Annotated in this window: 17 protein-coding genes; 13 read left to right on the top strand and 4 right to left on the bottom strand. The window is 67.1% G+C overall.

What is annotated here, in order from left to right:
* The 3 genes from QOC69_RS14020 to QOC69_RS14010 all read left to right on the top strand — a co-directional run.
* Positions 1-404: hypothetical protein (locus tag QOC69_RS14020; protein ID WP_526440446.1), on the top strand; the 404-nt coding region annotated here is incomplete at its 5' end.
* Positions 405-967: 563 nt separating this feature from the next.
* Positions 968-2026 carry a phosphatase PAP2 family protein gene (locus QOC69_RS14015; protein WP_526440444.1) on the top strand — a complete coding sequence of 353 codons (1059 nt, stop codon included), beginning with the start codon at positions 968-970 and terminating at the stop codon, positions 2024-2026.
* Entirely contained in the window at positions 2011-2901 is an 891-nt protein-coding gene (locus tag QOC69_RS14010; RefSeq protein ID WP_526440442.1) for a CE1 family esterase, read from the top strand. Before QOC69_RS14015 ends, QOC69_RS14010 begins: the two co-directional genes overlap by 16 nt.
* Here QOC69_RS14010 and QOC69_RS14005 read toward each other — a convergent pair.
* The gene (locus tag QOC69_RS14005) at positions 2889-3224 is read right to left on the bottom strand and encodes a cupin domain-containing protein (protein ID WP_526440440.1); all 336 of its coding nucleotides are present in this window, start codon (positions 3222-3224) and stop codon (positions 2889-2891) included. The genes QOC69_RS14010 and QOC69_RS14005 overlap by 13 nt on opposite strands.
* A 92-nt stretch (positions 3225-3316) precedes the next feature.
* Here QOC69_RS14005 and QOC69_RS14000 point away from each other — a divergent pair, with 92 nt between their 5' ends.
* The 4 genes from QOC69_RS14000 to QOC69_RS13985 are packed head-to-tail and all read left to right on the top strand — an operon-like array spanning position 3317 to position 7389.
* On the top strand, positions 3317-4945 hold the full coding sequence (locus QOC69_RS14000; RefSeq protein ID WP_526440438.1) for an acyl-CoA dehydrogenase family protein: 1629 nt from the start codon (positions 3317-3319) through the stop codon (positions 4943-4945).
* Entirely contained in the window at positions 4942-5880 is a 939-nt protein-coding gene (locus QOC69_RS13995; RefSeq protein ID WP_526440436.1) for an enoyl-CoA hydratase/isomerase family protein, read from the top strand. Before QOC69_RS14000 ends, QOC69_RS13995 begins: the two co-directional genes overlap by 4 nt.
* A 4-nt stretch (positions 5881-5884) precedes the next feature.
* Positions 5885-6619: a PaaX family transcriptional regulator C-terminal domain-containing protein gene (locus QOC69_RS13990; protein ID WP_526440434.1), complete on the top strand. Its 735-nt coding sequence runs from the start codon at positions 5885-5887 to the stop codon at positions 6617-6619.
* Positions 6616-7389, top strand: coding sequence for a crotonase/enoyl-CoA hydratase family protein (locus QOC69_RS13985; protein ID WP_526440432.1), 774 nt, complete (start codon positions 6616-6618; stop codon positions 7387-7389). Before QOC69_RS13990 ends, QOC69_RS13985 begins: the two co-directional genes overlap by 4 nt.
* Here QOC69_RS13985 and QOC69_RS13980 read toward each other — a convergent pair.
* The 3 genes from QOC69_RS13980 to QOC69_RS13970 all read right to left on the bottom strand — a co-directional run bounded on the left by QOC69_RS13980 (position 7330) and on the right by QOC69_RS13970 (position 9176).
* On the bottom strand, positions 7330-8190 hold the full coding sequence (locus tag QOC69_RS13980; RefSeq protein WP_526440430.1) for a COG4705 family protein: 861 nt from the start codon (positions 8188-8190) through the stop codon (positions 7330-7332). The two genes, QOC69_RS13985 and QOC69_RS13980, sit on opposite strands and share 60 nt — an antisense overlap.
* Before the next feature lie 143 nt (positions 8191-8333).
* Positions 8334-8744 (bottom strand): DUF3060 domain-containing protein, encoded by a 411-nt coding sequence (locus QOC69_RS13975; protein WP_526440428.1) that lies wholly within the window; start codon positions 8742-8744, stop codon positions 8334-8336.
* Between the two features lie 54 nt (positions 8745-8798).
* On the bottom strand, positions 8799-9176 hold the full coding sequence (locus tag QOC69_RS13970; protein WP_526440426.1) for a DUF3060 domain-containing protein: 378 nt from the start codon (positions 9174-9176) through the stop codon (positions 8799-8801).
* Between the two features lie 165 nt (positions 9177-9341).
* On the opposite strand from QOC69_RS13970, the gene QOC69_RS13965 reads away from it, so the two are divergent.
* The 6 genes from QOC69_RS13965 (at position 9342) to fusA (ending at position 14414) form a co-directional block, all read left to right on the top strand.
* Positions 9342-9872: a DUF3558 family protein gene (locus QOC69_RS13965; protein WP_526440424.1), complete on the top strand. Its 531-nt coding sequence runs from the start codon at positions 9342-9344 to the stop codon at positions 9870-9872.
* Positions 9872-10396 (top strand): DUF3558 family protein, encoded by a 525-nt coding sequence (locus tag QOC69_RS13960; protein ID WP_526440422.1) that lies wholly within the window; start codon positions 9872-9874, stop codon positions 10394-10396. The genes QOC69_RS13965 and QOC69_RS13960 overlap by 1 nt, the downstream gene beginning before the upstream one ends.
* A gap of 87 nt (positions 10397-10483) precedes the next feature.
* On the top strand, positions 10484-11095 hold the full coding sequence (locus QOC69_RS13955) for a TetR/AcrR family transcriptional regulator (RefSeq protein WP_526440420.1): 612 nt from the start codon (positions 10484-10486) through the stop codon (positions 11093-11095).
* 298 nt (positions 11096-11393) lie between these two features.
* Entirely contained in the window at positions 11394-11768 is a 375-nt protein-coding gene (rpsL, locus tag QOC69_RS13950) for a 30S ribosomal protein S12 (protein WP_319456790.1), read from the top strand.
* Positions 11768-12238 carry a 30S ribosomal protein S7 gene (gene rpsG, locus QOC69_RS13945; RefSeq protein ID WP_057166992.1) on the top strand — a complete coding sequence of 157 codons (471 nt, stop codon included), beginning with the start codon at positions 11768-11770 and terminating at the stop codon, positions 12236-12238. Before rpsL ends, rpsG begins: the two co-directional genes overlap by 1 nt.
* Positions 12239-12311: 73 nt before the next feature.
* Positions 12312-14414, top strand: a complete 2103-nt coding sequence (fusA, locus tag QOC69_RS13940) for an elongation factor G (protein WP_526440417.1) — start codon at positions 12312-12314, stop codon at positions 14412-14414.
* Positions 14415-14457 lie beyond the last annotated feature (43 nt).

Below are 14457 nucleotides of genomic sequence, written 5' to 3'. Positions count from 1 at the left end.
TCGACGGAGTTGGCTTTGGGGCGGGGGCCGACGACATTGCTGTGTCCGACGGCATCCCGCTGTCGCGGAACTTGTTGTGTGACGGCGAGGTTGCCGGTGTGGCCGTGGTGTCCGATTGGACGGACGCGTCGGCTTGGCCGGCGGTGCCGTCGGTCGGCTCGGCTGGATTCGACACGGTGTCGTGGGTCGATGACTGGGCGCCACCCGAGGACGACACCGTCACGCCGGGCGCCACCGCGACGGTCTCCGACGAACCCTTGTCGGCGTCCGTCGTCGTCGGCGACGTCGTCGGCGACGTCGTCGTTCCCAACGACGAAGCGTCGGTCCGGCCGGGCTGCCCGTTCTGTGAAGGTGCCGAATCGGCGGATGGGTCGGTGGCGTCGGTGCCCCCCACGGCGCCCTGACCGTCCGCCGACGGCGAGTCGCTCGTCGTGTCGGGGTTCGCCCACGCGATTCCCGCCGGTGCGGCGATGGCAGACCCCACGCCCAACGCGACTGCGAGGGCTCCAACTCGACCCACGAAATTGCCGTATTTCATCATCCCCACGACCCCCCGGTCAGTACTTGACTGCCCGCGGACGCGATCTGGCTCGCAGGTCAGCTCCTCAAACTGGATTCTGACGTCCTCGTCAGTTTAGCGCACTAAATGCATTGCTGGGTGGTGATCGAGATGTTTGCTCATAGTCATAGTTTGCGGTGTTTATCGGGGTCAACGTCTTTTATAGAAAGTTGCCCTTGGTATCTGATCTTGTTTGCCCGTGTTTGGTTTTTTCGAAACCAGGCGAAACGGGTATCGCGCGCGTCGACGAACCACCAGTACCGGACGCGACGGCGACGTTCCCTTGTTAACTGAACTGCCGCCAAACTGGCGGTGGCGCGACGGTTAACTAGGCTAATCGCGGGAATCACTCCCTCCCGGTACCGAAAGGCTCATGTGTCGGCAATCGACGAGCAACCGTCAATTGCATTGACGTGCGTCCAGGATCCCGTCTCGACGCGTGAGCGCCCGCTGCAGATCGTGCGGTGGGTCGCGATCGCCGCATGGGCCGCTGCGGTGATCTACCGGACGGTGACCGACGGGTTCGCGTTCAACCGCGAGCTGCTGTTGCTCTACATCGCGACGGGTCTGCTGGCCGCCAGCATCGGCCAGGGCCGCCGCATGCTCTACGTCATCCGCGACTGGCTGCCGTTCGCGTTGGTGTTGCTCGCCTACGACGTGAGCCGGGGAGCGGCGACGCTGATCGGCCGGCCGACGCTGTGGCATTGGCAGGCTGACGCGGACCGCTGGCTGTTCTTCGGGACGATGCCGACGGTGTGGTTGCAGGAACGGCTGAAACTGCCACACGCGCCGTGGTGGGAGGTCGCCATCAGCACCGTCTACATGTCGTTCTTCGTCCTGCCGTACGTGGTGGCTGGCGTGCTGTGGCTCCGCGACCGGGACGAGTGGAAGGCGTTCGTCCGGTTGTTCGTCGGACTGTCGTTCGCGACGCTGATCGTCTACGCGCTGCTGCCCGCCGCACCGCCGTGGGCGGCCGCCCGCTGCACGGCCGTCGACGTCGTCGGCGGCCCGTCCGGCCCGGGGTGCATGTTCCGGTCCGCACGGGGCGTGCCCGACGGCGGCCTGCTTGGCGGAATGCAGACCAGTCAGGACGGCGCGAACGCCTGGGTGGAGCGGATCGTCGCGCGCGGCTGGGGCAAGCTGAATCTGCACTCGGCCACGGCGCTGATCGACCAGGGTCAGGCCAGCGTCAACCTGGTCGCGGCCATTCCGTCGTTGCACGCCGGGATGACGGCGGCAGTGGCGGCGTTCCTGTGGCGCCGGGTGCATCGCAGGTGGCGGCCGGTGCTGGTCGCCTACGTGCTGATCATGGCATTCACGCTGGTCTACACCGCCGAGCACTACGTCGTCGACATCGTGCTCGGGTGGGCGTTCGCCGCGGCCGTCATCTGCGCCATCAACCGGTACGACGCGTGGCGGCGGGACCGCACGTTGGTCCCTACCGTGGAGTCATGGCCGCACGACTGACGGCTCTGTTCGCAGCGCTGCTCGTCGCCGGCTGCGCGGCATCCGGTTCGGCGGAGCCGCCGGGATTCGGCGCTGGCTCGACCACGCATTCGCTGAGCGTTGGCGGGCTGGATCGCGAGTACCGGCTGTACGTCCCCGATGGCGTGGCCTCACCGGCACCGCTGGTGGTCATGCTGCATGGCGGCTTCGGCAGTGGGCAGCAGGCCGAAAGATCCTACGGCTGGGATGAATTGGCGGACGGCGCAAAGTTCGTCGTGGCCTATCCGGACGGTGTCGGCCGGGCCTGGAACGTCAACGGCTGCTGCGGCCGACCCGCGCGGCAGAACGTCGACGACGTCGGCTTCATCAGCGCCGTGGTCGGCGACGTCGCCGCCAACCTCGCCATCGATCCGGCCCGTGTCTATGCGACGGGCATCAGCAACGGCGGCATGATGGCCTACACGTTGGCCTGCAACACCGATCTGTTCGCGGCGATCGGACCCGATGCGGCCACCCAACTCGACCCGTGCCCGTCGCCCCGCCCGACGTCGGTCGTGCACGTCCACGGCACCGCGGACCGCAACATCCGCTACGACGGGCAATTGTGTGATGGCGTCGCGGGCATAGACGGTCCGTCGGTGCCGGACGTCAACGCGTTCTGGCGGGGCGTCGACCGATGCGGACCGCCGGCCGTCAGTACCGACGGACCGGTGTCGACGTCGAGCGCTGCGTGCGCCGACGGTCGTGGCGTCACGTTGATCACCATCGACGGTGCCGGGCATCAGTGGCCGGGCGGCCAGCAGGTTCGTGGGGGTGCCGACCCGCCGTCACCGGCGCTGAACGCGACGAGCGTCATCTGGACGTTCTTCGCGAACCACCCAGGTCAGGCGAGGTAGACCTTGCGCAGTGTCTCGGTGACCGACCAGACCGTCCTGGCGCCTGCGGCCAGGCACACCACGTCGCCGGCCCGAATGTGCAGCGTCTCGTCCTCGCCGGCGAATTCGACTGTGGCAGAACCGGACAGCACCACGAAGACCTCGTCGGATTCGACATCGCTCATCACCCCCGGCGTCATCTCCCACACGCCGACGTCGAGGCCGCCGAACTCCGTCAGGGTGTGCACGCCGGTGCGGGGTTGGCCGCTGAGCGCCTGATCTGGAGCGACCGGTTGCGGGTCGAGGTCGAGCGCCGTGGCCCGGACGGAGGTATTCGCTTTCACGCGATCCACCTTGCCCGCGAGCGTGCGCGTTTGCAGCCCGGTATCCGTGTTACGACTCTTGTGCGGCTGTCGGAAAAATGTAACATGGAGGCATGGGAGATACGCACGTCGTCACCAATCAGGTCCCGCCCCTGGAGAACTACAACCCGGCCACGTCTCCGGTGCTCACCGAGGGCCTGATCCGGGAGGGCGGTCAGTGGGGCCTCGACGAGGTCAACGAGTTGGGCGCCCTCGGCGGTGGCGCGCAGGCGCAACGGTGGGGGGAGCTTGCCGATCGCAACCAGCCGATCCTGCGCACCCACGACCGTTACGGCAATCGCATCGACGAGGTCGAGTACGACCCCGCCTACCACGAACTGATGACCGTCGCGGTTGGCCATGGCCTGCACGCCGCGCCATGGGCCGACGACCGCGCAGGCGCCCACGTGGTGCGCGCCGCGAAGACCTCGGTGTGGACACCCGAGGCCGGTCACATCTGTCCGATCTCGATGACCTACGCCGTCGTCCCCGCACTGCGTCACAACCCCGAACTGGCCGCCGTCTACGAGCCGCTGCTGACCAGCCGGTCGTACGACCCCGAGCTGAAGGTGCCGACTACTAAGGCCGGGATCACCGCGGGCATGTCGATGACCGAGAAGCAGGGCGGCTCCGACGTCCGCGCCGGCACCACGGAGGCCACCTCCAACGGCGACGGCAGCTACTCGTTGCGCGGGCACAAGTGGTTCACCTCGGCGCCGATGTGCGACGTCTTCCTGGTGCTCGCCCAGGCGCCCGGCGGATTGAGCTGCTTCTTCCTGCCGCGCGTGCTGCCCGACGGCACCCGCAACCGAATGAACCTGGCGCGCTTGAAGGACAAGCTGGGCAATCACGCCAACGCGTCCAGCGAAGTCGAGTACGACGGAGCCACGGCGTGGCTGGTCGGCGAGGAGGGCCGCGGCGTCGCAACCATCATCGAGATGGTCAACCTCACCCGGCTGGACTGCACGCTCGGCAGTGCAACCAGCATGCGCACCGGCCTGACCCGGGCCATCCACCACGCGCAGCACCGAAAGGCGTTCGGCGCGTATCTGATCGACCAGCCGCTGATGCGCAACGTGCTCGCCGATCTCGCGGTCGAGGCGGAAGCGGCCACCATGCTCGCCATGCGGATGGCCGGTGCCACCGACCACGCGGTGCGCGGCGACGACCGGGAGACGCTGCTGCGCCGGATCGGTCTGGCCGCGGGCAAGTACTGGGTGTGCAAACGGGCCACGCCGCACGCCGCCGAGTCGATGGAGTGCCTTGGCGGCAACGGCTACGTCGAGGAGTCCGGCATGCCCCGGCTGTACCGGGAGGCGCCGTTGATGGGCATCTGGGAGGGTTCCGGCAACGTCAGCGCGCTGGACACGTTGCGCGCCATGGCAACCCGGCCGGAGTGCGTCGACGTGCTGTTCGACGAGCTGTCCCGCACCGGTGGTCAGGACCCGCGGCTGGACTCGCACGTCGTGGCGCTGCGGTCGCAACTCGACGATCTCGAGACCATCCAGTACCGGGCGCGCAAGGTGGCCGAGGACATCTCGCTGGCGCTGCAGGGGTCGCTGCTGGTGCGGCACGGTCACCCCGCGGTCGCCGAGGCGTTCCTGGCCAGCCGGCTCGGCGGGCAGTGGGGTGGTGCGTTCGGAACGCTGCCCACCGGACTGGACCTCGCGCCGATCATCGAGCGCGCGCTGGTCAAGGGATGACTCACGCGATCAGGCCCGTCGACTTCGACGACCTGAAGACCATGACCTACGAGGTCACGGACCGGGTGGCACGAATCACCTTCAACCGCCCCGAGAAGGGCAACGCGATCGTTGCCGACACGCCGCTGGAGTTGTCGGCGCTCGTCGAGCGTGCCGATCTCGATCCGCACGTCCACGTGATCCTGGTATCCGGCAGGGGGCAGGGCTTCTGCGCCGGATTCGACCTCTCCGCATACGCCGAGGGATCCTCGTCCGCGGGTGGTGGCAGCCCGTACCAGGACACGGTGCTCTCCGGCAAGACCCAGGCGGTCAACCATCTGCCCGAACAGCCCTGGGATCCGATGATCGACTATCAGATGATGAGCCGGTTCGTCCGAGGCTTCTCGAGCCTGATGCATTGCGACAAGCCGACGGTCGTCAAGATCCACGGCTACTGCGTCGCGGGCGGCACCGACATCGCCCTGCACGCCGACCAGGTGATCACGGCCTCGGACGCCAAGATCGGCTATCCACCCATGCGGGTGTGGGGTGTGCCCGCCGCAGGGCTGTGGGCGCACCGCCTGGGTGACCAGCGCGCGAAACGCCTTCTGTTCACGGGGGATTGCATCAGCGGGACCCAGGCCGCGGAATGGGGCCTGGCGATCGAGGCACCGGAACCGGCCGACCTGGACGAGCGCACCGAACGACTCGTCGAGCGCATTGCGGCCATGCCGGTCAATCAGCTGATCATGGCCAAGTTGGCGCTCAACACGGCGTTGCTGAACCAGGGCATTGCGACCAGCCGGATGGTGAGCACCGTCTTCGACGGCGTCGCCAGGCACACCCCAGAAGGACACGCGTTCGTCGCCGAGGCGCGCGAGCACGGCTTCCGAGACGCGGTGAAGAGCCGCGACGAACCCTACGGCGACGCGGGCCGCAAGACCTCCGGAGTGTAGCCGGATGCCCAGGGCGCTCTCCCGTCTGACGGCGAGGTCGGTGGTGCTGAGCGTGCTGCTCGGGGCGCACCCGGCCTGGGCGTCGGTGAGCGAACTGGTCACGCTGACAGCCGATTTCGACATCAGGGAACCGACACTGCGGGTGGCGCTGACCCGGATGGTCGGCGCGGGAGACCTGGTCCGGTCAGCCGACGGTTACCGGCTCTCCGAGCGGCTGTTGGCCAGGCAACGGCGTCAGGACGACGCGCTGGACCCCAGGCTGCGGCGGTGGGACGGCACGTGGACCACATTGGTGATCACCAGCGTAGGCATCGATGCACGCACCCGTGCGTCGCTGCGTACCACGTTGCACGACAAGCGATTCGCCGAATTACGTGAGGGCGTGTGGATGCGGCCGGCAAACCTCGAGTTGGAGCTGACCGACTCCCTGCGCGGTCGGGTGCGGGTGTTGCAGGCCCGCGACGGCGACCCGACCGGTCTCACCGCGCGGCTCTGGGACCTGACCGAGTGGGTTGCCACCGGGCGCCGACTACTCGGCGACATGTCCGAGGCCACCAACGTTCCCCGCCGCTTCGTCGCGGCCGCGGGGATGGTGCGGCACCTGCTCACCGACCCGGTGCTGCCCGCGGAGCTTCTGCCCGACGACTGGCCCGGCGCCGAGCTTCGCTCGGCCTACCAGGACTTCGCCGCCGAACTGGTGGCGCGGCGAGACGACACCGAATTGATGGAGGCGACATGACCACTACCGAGAGCGGCGTTCGGGTCGAGCGCAACGGACCCGTGACGACGGTGATCATGAACCGGCCCGAGGCGCGCAATGCCGTCAACGGTCCCGCCGCCGCCGCGCTCTTCGCGGCGTTCGAGGAGTTCGACCGCGACGACTCCGCGTCGGTGGCAGTGCTGTGGGGCGACAACGGAACCTTCTGCGCCGGAGCGGATCTCAAGGCTTTCGGCACATCCGACATGAACCCGGCGCACCGCACCGGGCCGGGGCCCATGGGTCCATCGCGGATGGTGCTGACCAAACCCGTCATCGCCGCAGTGAGCGGCTACGCCGTCGCGGGCGGCCTCGAGTTGGCACTGTGGTGCGATCTGCGGGTCGCCGAGGAGGATGCCGTGTTCGGTGTCTTCTGCCGCCGCTGGGGCGTACCGCTGATCGACGGGGGCACCGTGCGGTTGCCGCGGTTGATCGGCCACAGCCGGGCCACGGACATGATCCTGACCGGACGCGGCGTCGAAGCCCAGGAGGCGCTGGCCATGGGACTGGCCAATCGCGTCGTGCCGAAGGGGGAGGCCCGCGCGGCGGCGGAGGAACTGGCCGCCGAGCTCGCCGCCCTTCCGCAGCTGTGCCTGCGCGCGGACCGGCTGTCGGCGCTCAACCAGTGGGGCATGTCCGAGACCGAGGCGATGGACGCCGAGTTCGCCAGCCTGTCGCGGGTCGCCGCCGAATCATTGGCCGGAGCACAGAGATTCGCTGGCGGCGCCGGTCGTCACGGCTCGCGGGCCTGACCCCCGGCGCGACGATTGCGGCCGGAAGGTTACGACACCGACCAGTCCGACGGCGACCACCAACAACATCAGCGCAACGACACCGTCGCCGTAACCGAGACCGCCGTGGCTCGCGGGCTTGCCCAGCCAGTCGGCCACCGAGGCGCCAAGGGGACGCGTCGCGATGTAGGCCCACCAGAACGCGACCACGCTGCCGAGTCCCAGTTTCCAGTAGCCGATCGCGGGGAGCGCGATCACGACGGCGAACAAGACGATCGACCCGAGGAAGCCGAGGCCGACCTGATCGGCCGTGAGGTCACCCGCGGCGGTGCCAAGGGCGAACGTGAATGACACTGCCAGCCAATAGAACACCTCGCGGCGACGGGTGTCGATGCTGTGGACCGACAAGGTGCCTTCGACGCGGTGCCACACCCAGAACGTCACCGCTACCCCGAGCGCGCACGCGACGGTGGACGCGGCGAGTGGTACACCCAATTCGCCGTGCACGAGGTCCGCGGCCATGGTGCCCACCACGGCCACCATCGCCACCGTCGCCCAGTAGACGGCGGGGTGATAGCGCGTCGCGCGCAGCTGCAGGGTCAACGCCACGGCGAAACCGATGACGCCGACCGCCAGGCCGACGACTCGGTACGCACCGAGAAGATAGTCAGACGCGGCTTCGCCGAGCGCGGTCGTAAGTAGCTTGAGCACCCAGAACGACGGCGTGACGTCGGACACCTTGACCCCGACCGGCCGGGTCCACCGAGACGTGACCGCGGCGGTTTCCGCGTCGACCTGGACAGTTACTGCCTTGTCGCGCATGGCGTTTCATTCCCTCCGAAGATCGCGCAGGGATGTCACCGGTTGATCACCCTGATTCGACCGACGGTAGGAGTCGACGATGTGTGCGCCTTATGCGCTAACTAGAAGTCCGCTGCGAGTACCTGCGCGCGGGCCCCTGATGCTCAGCCCTTGCTGATCGCGTTCCCCGAACCGAGGTCGTCGACCTTGGGGTCGCCGTCCTTGTAGGTGACGGTGTTGTTCAAACCGACGACACTGATGTCCTTGTCGACCTTGTCGAAGGTGATCTTGTTGTCCGCGCCGCCGATGTTCACGCTGGCGCAGGTGCCCTTCACGGTCAGGGTGTTGTTCGAGCCGCCGACGTTGAGTGACTTGCCGTCGGCGCAGTCGATGTCGGCCGTCGTGCCGAACGATCCGTAGTTGATGGTGTTGCCGACTTCGACCTGCGCGCCCGAGGTGCCCGCCGTCGCCGTCGGCGGGTTGGTGTCCTTGCTCGCCGAACCGCAGCCGATCAGGCCGAGTAGGAGGAAGGCGGCGCCGACGGCTCCGACCAGTCCGCGGGAGTGCGCGCGCATGGGTTTCTCACTTCCTGGGAGATCCACGGCATGGCTCCGCCGTGGCTCCCAAGACTACGCGGGAACCCGGTCGATGCGGTTGGTCATACCCAGCTCACGACCGCGATCCCAAAGGGAGGGATCACCGTTGTGGAACAGCACCGTCTGGTCGGACCCGTACACCACGATGTCGTTGATGACGTTGTCGGCGACGACGACGTTGGACGACCCCTGAACCGCTATGCCCCAACACGTTCCCTTGGCGGTGACGTAGTTTCCGGTACCCATCACGAAGAGCGTCGACTCGTTGCAGTCGAGGGTCTGGGTGATGCCCTGCCCCGTGACATGGGTGTCGCCGTTCTTGGCCTGCGCGACGGGTGATCCGACGGCAGCCGTCGCCGTCGCCGCGATCACGCCCGCTGCCAGCAACCCGCCAAACGTCCTGATTCGCATGGTGGACCCCTTCGCGTCGGCGGTTCGGGTAGAACGGCCATCAACTTCGATCACCGCAGCCTACGTTGCTGTGGGGCCCCGGTGACACCAGTTCGCCCGTTCAATCCGGGTCGGGCTGATCGTATGAGTCGCTCGGCCCCGCGGTGCTGGGTAGCGTGTGCAGCGATGCGATGCCGGGTCAAGGGACTTGCTGCTGTGACGGTCGCCGCGGCGGTGACCGTCGGGTGCTCGCAGACCGTCATGGGTGCGGCCCAACGGGCCACGCCCGCCGTTCCCGACCCCGACCGTAGCTATGGCTACGTCGATAACCGCTGTGGGTTGCTGACCGACGACTCGATTCAGCAGACTCTCGACGCGCAGAGCGTGGTGCGGCCCTACAGCGGTGCCGTCTGTCAGTACGTGCTGGCCCGGCAGACCGGCCTCATCGACGTCGTCTTCTCGTGGTTCGAGACCGGCAGCTTCGACCGCGAACGCGGGTTGGCCGCGCAACGCGGAGCGACGATCACCGACACCGATATCGAGCGTCACCCCGCATTCCTGGCCGAACTCCGCGGTGACCACGCGGCCTGCTCGGCCACCGCGGCGGCAGGCACGGGCGTGGTGACGTGGTGGGTGCAGTTCCGTCCCCTGGCCGGGGGCGAGCCGTGCAAGGCCGCCGAGAAGCTGCTGGCGGCGACGTTGTCCTCGGACCTGTGATGGTTGCGACGTCAGCCGGCTGGCTGGCCGCGCTGGCGGTCGCGTACGCATCGGCCCTGACCGGGTGCGGACCCGACCACGTCGAGCGGCCCGCGGCTCCCGCGACCGGCAGCGGGTTCCGCAGCGAGCCCTGCAATGGCGTCACCGACGCCGACGTCACCAAGCTGATCGGCTCGTCGCTGTTCACCAGGGTGGTGGACAGCGACGCTGGCTGCTTCTGGCAGGAGAACACCGCGATCGGCACGTTCGGTGTCGGCATGGGCATCTCGACGTGGTGGTACCGCGGCAGCGACCTGGACACCGAGCGGAAGCTCGAAGCGGGTGCCGGCCGCACCCTGACGGAGATGTCGCTCGACGGCAACAAGGGCTTCAAGGCGTTCGACGACAACGCCTGCAGTATCTATGTGGCCAAGGGCGGCGACGTCGTCACCTGGTCGATCCAGACGATGAACCCGGCGATGCTGCCCGATCTGTGTTCGATCACCGAGCATCTCGCCCAGCTCAGCCAACAGCGGGTGAACTAGAGTCGTTCGCTGGCCCAACTGCGGGACCAGCGATGACGAACCGAACGTTCCCGTCGCTTCGCTCGCCCCAGGAAGGATGACGCGCACATGGCAGCTCGGCCGGAATCGCCTTCGGTGAGCGGTCGACCGCGGAATCCGGCGCGCACGACCAAGCTCAGCCGTGAGGCCATCGTCAACGCTGCCCTGACGTTCCTCGACCGCGAGGGCTGGGACGCCCTGACCATCAACGCCCTGGCGATCCAGCTCGGCACCAAGGGCCCGTCGCTGTACAACCACGTGCAAAGCCTCGATGACCTGCGGCGAACCGTCCGGATGCGGGTCATCGACGACATTCTCGGGATGCTCAACGCGGTCGGTGACGGCCGCACCCGCGATGACGCGGTGTCGTCGATGGCGAGCGCATACCGCAGCTACGCCCATCACCATCCGGGCCGCTACTCGGCGTTCACCCGGATGCCGCTGGGCGGGGACGACCCGGAGTACACGGAGGCGACGCGGGCCGCGGCGGGTCCGGTGATCGAGGTCTTGTCGTCGTATGGACTGGACGGCGACAATGCGTTCTATGCGGCGCTCGAGTTCTGGTCTGCGCTGCACGGATTCGTCCTGTTGGAGATGACCGGCGTGATGGACGACGTCGATACCGACGCCGTGTTCACCGACATGGTGTTGCGGCTGGCGGCCGGCATGGAGCGGCGATGAGCGCTTGCGCGAAGAGCATCGAGGGCCGCTGAGGGGGCGGGTCCGACGCGCTTTGACCTGCCCTACCGTGGGCGGGTATCGTGGTCCATCGTGCCTGGCCGAGGCGCTTGCGGCTGAGTAGTTTCGCAAGCATGCCTGCACGCCGGGCCAATTCGCATGTCCACGGTGCATCGACGAGACATCGGTGCGCGGGCGCGTGCGACACGCCCGGTCGCGGGGTAAGCGATCGAGCGAAACCCGCAGTACACAGACTTGAGAACAACCGAATACAAGCAGAAGCAACACAGAAAGCCGGTACATGCCAACCATCAACCAGCTGGTCCGCAAGGGTCGCCGCGACAAGATCGCCAAGGTCAAGACCGCGGCCCTCAAGGGCAGCCCGCAGCGCCGCGGCGTGTGCACCCGCGTGTACACGACCACCCCGAAGAAGCCGAACTCGGCGCTTCGGAAGGTCGCGCGCGTCAAGCTGACCAGCCAGGTCGAGGTCACCGCATACATCCCGGGCGAGGGGCACAACCTGCAGGAGCACTCGATGGTGCTGGTGCGCGGTGGTCGTGTAAAGGACCTCCCCGGTGTGCGCTACAAGATCATCCGTGGCTCGCTGGACACCCAGGGTGTCAAGTCCCGCAAGCAGGCGCGTAGCAAGTACGGCGCCAAGAAGGAGAAGAGCTGATGCCGCGCAAGGGACCCGCGCCGAAGCGCCCACTGGTCAACGACCCGGTCTACGGCTCGCAGCTGGTTACCCAGCTGGTCAACAAAGTCCTGCTGGACGGGAAGAAATCGCTGGCCGAACGCATTGTTTATGGTGCGCTCGAACAGGCCCGCGACAAGACCGGTACCGATCCGGTGGTCACCCTGAAGCGCGCTCTCGACAACGTCAAGCCCGCCCTCGAGGTGCGCAGCCGCCGCGTCGGTGGCGCGACATACCAGGTTCCCGTCGAGGTGCGACCCGAGCGCTCGACCACGCTGGCACTGCGCTGGCTGGTCAGCTTCTCGAAGGCGCGCCGCGAGAAGACCATGGTCGAGCGTCTGGCGAACGAGATCCTCGACGCCAGCAATGGCCTGGGTGCTGCCGTCAAGCGGCGTGAGGACACGCACAAGATGGCAGAGGCGAACCGGGCCTTCGCGCACTACCGCTGGTGATTTGCAGCCGGCGGTAGTTCTGCCGGGCGCAACTGAACAGCAACCAAACTAGCGAAAGAGTGGGAAGACAGCCGTGGCACAGGACGTGCTGACCGACCTGACCAAGGTCCGCAACATCGGCATCATGGCGCACATCGACGCCGGTAAGACGACGACGACCGAGCGCATCCTCTACTACACCGGTATCAGCTACAAGATCGGTGAGGTGCACGACGGTGCCGCCACGATGGACTGGATGGAGCAGGAGCAGGAGCGGGGGATCACCATCACCTCCGCCGCCACCACATGCTTCTGGGACGGCAACCAGATCAACATCATCGACACCCCGGGACACGTCGACTTCACCGTCGAGGTGGAGCGCAGCCTGCGCGTGCTCGACGGTGCGGTGGCCGTCTTCGACGGCAAGGAGGGCGTCGAGCCGCAGTCCGAGCAGGTCTGGCGCCAGGCCGACAAGTACGACGTACCGCGCATCTGCTTCGTCAACAAGATGGACAAGGTCGGCGCGGACTTCTACTTCACCGTGCGCACCATCGAGGAGCGCCTCGGTGCCAGGGCGCTGCCCATCCAGCTGCCGATCGGTTCCGAGGGCGACTTCGAGGGCATCGTCGACCTGGTCGAGATGAACGCCAAGGTCTGGCGCGGCGAGACCAAGCTCGGCGAGACCTACGACACCATCGAGATCCCCGCTGACCTGGCCGAGAAGGCCCAGGAGTACCGGACCAAGCTGCTCGAGACGGTCGCCGAGACCGACGAGGTCTTGCTGGAGAAGTACTTCGGTGGCGAGGAACTCACCGTCGAGGAGATCAAGGGTGCGATCCGCAAGCTGACGATCAACTCCGAGATCTACCCGGTGCTGTGCGGCAGCGCGTTCAAGAACAAGGGCGTGCAGCCCATGCTCGACGCCGTCATCGACTACCTGCCGACCCCGCTGGACGTGGCGGCGGCGATCGGTCACGCACCCGGCAAGGAGGACGTCGAGGTCGTGCGCAGGCCGTCGACCGACGAGCCCTTCTCGGCGCTCGCGTTCAAGGTCGCCACGCACCCGTTCTTCGGCAAGCTGACCTACATCCGGGTGTACTCGGGCAAGGTCGACTCCGGCGCGCAGGTCATCAACGCCACCAAGGGCAAGAAGGAGCGGCTGGGCAAGCTGTTCCAGATGCACTCCAACAAGGAGAACCCGGTCGAGACGGCCGCAGCCGGCCACATCTACGCGGTGATCGGCCTGAAGGACACCACCACCGGTGACACCTTGAGCGACTCGAACCAGCAGGTCGTGCTCGAGTCGATGACCTTCCCCGATCCGGTGATCGAGGTGGCTATCGAGCCCAAGACCAAGAGCGACCAGGAGAAGCTGAGCCTGGCGATCCAGAAGCTCGCCGAGGAAGACCCGACCTTCAAGGTCCACCAGGACAACGAGACCGGTCAGACCGTCATCGGCGGCATGGGCGAGCTTCACCTCGACATCCTCGTGGACCGCATGCGTCGCGAGTTCAAGGTCGAGGCCAACGTCGGCAAGCCGCAGGTCGCCTACAAGGAGACCATCAAGCGCAAGGTCGACAAGGTCGAGTTCACCCACAAGAAGCAGACCGGTGGCTCCGGCCAATTCGCGAAGGTTCTCGTCAGCATCGAGCCGTTCAGCGGCGAGGACGGTGCGACCTACGAGTTCGAGAACAAGGTCAGCGGCGGCCGCATCCCGCGCGAGTACATCCCGTCGGTGGATGCCGGTGCTCAGGACGCCATGCAGTACGGCGTGCTGGCCGGCTACCCGCTGGTGAACCTGAAGCTCACCCTGCTCGACGGCGCGTACCACGACGTCGACTCGTCGGAAATGGCCTTCAAGATCGCCGGTTCCCAGGTACTGAAGAAGGCTGCCGCGCAAGCGCAGCCGGTCATCCTGGAACCAGTCATGGCCGTCGAGGTCACCACACCCGAGGACTACATGGGTGATGTGATCGGTGACTTGAACTCCCGCCGTGGGCAGATCCAAGCCATGGAGGAGCGCAGCGGTGCGCGCATCGTCAAGGCGCATGTGCCACTGTCGGAGATGTTCGGCTACGTCGGCGACCTACGGTCGCGGACCCAGGGCCGGGCGAACTACTCCATGGTGTTCGACTCGTACGCAGAGGTTCCGGCGAACGTGTCGAAGGAGATCATCGCGAAGGCGACGGGTCAGTAACACACGGGTCGGGGGCTGTACGCTGACCCGTTGGCCACCACAC

Origin of the sequence: Mycobacterium sp. (assembly GCF_032162105.1) — a bacterium.
GTDB lineage: Bacteria > Actinomycetota > Actinomycetes > Mycobacteriales > Mycobacteriaceae > Mycobacterium.
This window is presented reverse-complemented; position numbering and strand designations above follow the sequence as displayed.

Bases quoted from the DNA above. Each gene is read 5' to 3' on its own strand.
- QOC69_RS14010 (WP_526440442.1), top strand. From the start codon at position 2,011: ATGGCCGCACGACTGACGGCTCTGTTCGCAGCGCTGCTCGTCGCCGGC.
- QOC69_RS14000 (WP_526440438.1), top strand. From the start codon at position 3,317: ATGGGAGATACGCACGTCGTCACCAATCAGGTCCCGCCCCTGGAGAAC.
- QOC69_RS13995 (WP_526440436.1), top strand. From the start codon at position 4,942: ATGACTCACGCGATCAGGCCCGTCGACTTCGACGACCTGAAGACCATG.
- QOC69_RS13990 (WP_526440434.1), top strand. From the start codon at position 5,885: ATGCCCAGGGCGCTCTCCCGTCTGACGGCGAGGTCGGTGGTGCTGAGC.
- QOC69_RS13985 (WP_526440432.1), top strand. From the start codon at position 6,616: ATGACCACTACCGAGAGCGGCGTTCGGGTCGAGCGCAACGGACCCGTG.
- QOC69_RS13980 (WP_526440430.1), bottom strand. From the start codon at position 8,190: ATGCGCGACAAGGCAGTAACTGTCCAGGTCGACGCGGAAACCGCCGCG.
- QOC69_RS13975 (WP_526440428.1), bottom strand. From the start codon at position 8,744: ATGCGCGCGCACTCCCGCGGACTGGTCGGAGCCGTCGGCGCCGCCTTC.
- QOC69_RS13970 (WP_526440426.1), bottom strand. From the start codon at position 9,176: ATGCGAATCAGGACGTTTGGCGGGTTGCTGGCAGCGGGCGTGATCGCG.
- QOC69_RS13965 (WP_526440424.1), top strand. From the start codon at position 9,342: ATGCGATGCCGGGTCAAGGGACTTGCTGCTGTGACGGTCGCCGCGGCG.
- QOC69_RS13960 (WP_526440422.1), top strand. From the start codon at position 9,872: ATGGTTGCGACGTCAGCCGGCTGGCTGGCCGCGCTGGCGGTCGCGTAC.
- QOC69_RS13955 (WP_526440420.1), top strand. From the start codon at position 10,484: ATGGCAGCTCGGCCGGAATCGCCTTCGGTGAGCGGTCGACCGCGGAAT.
- rpsL (WP_319456790.1), top strand. From the start codon at position 11,394: ATGCCAACCATCAACCAGCTGGTCCGCAAGGGTCGCCGCGACAAGATC.
- rpsG (WP_057166992.1), top strand. From the start codon at position 11,768: ATGCCGCGCAAGGGACCCGCGCCGAAGCGCCCACTGGTCAACGACCCG.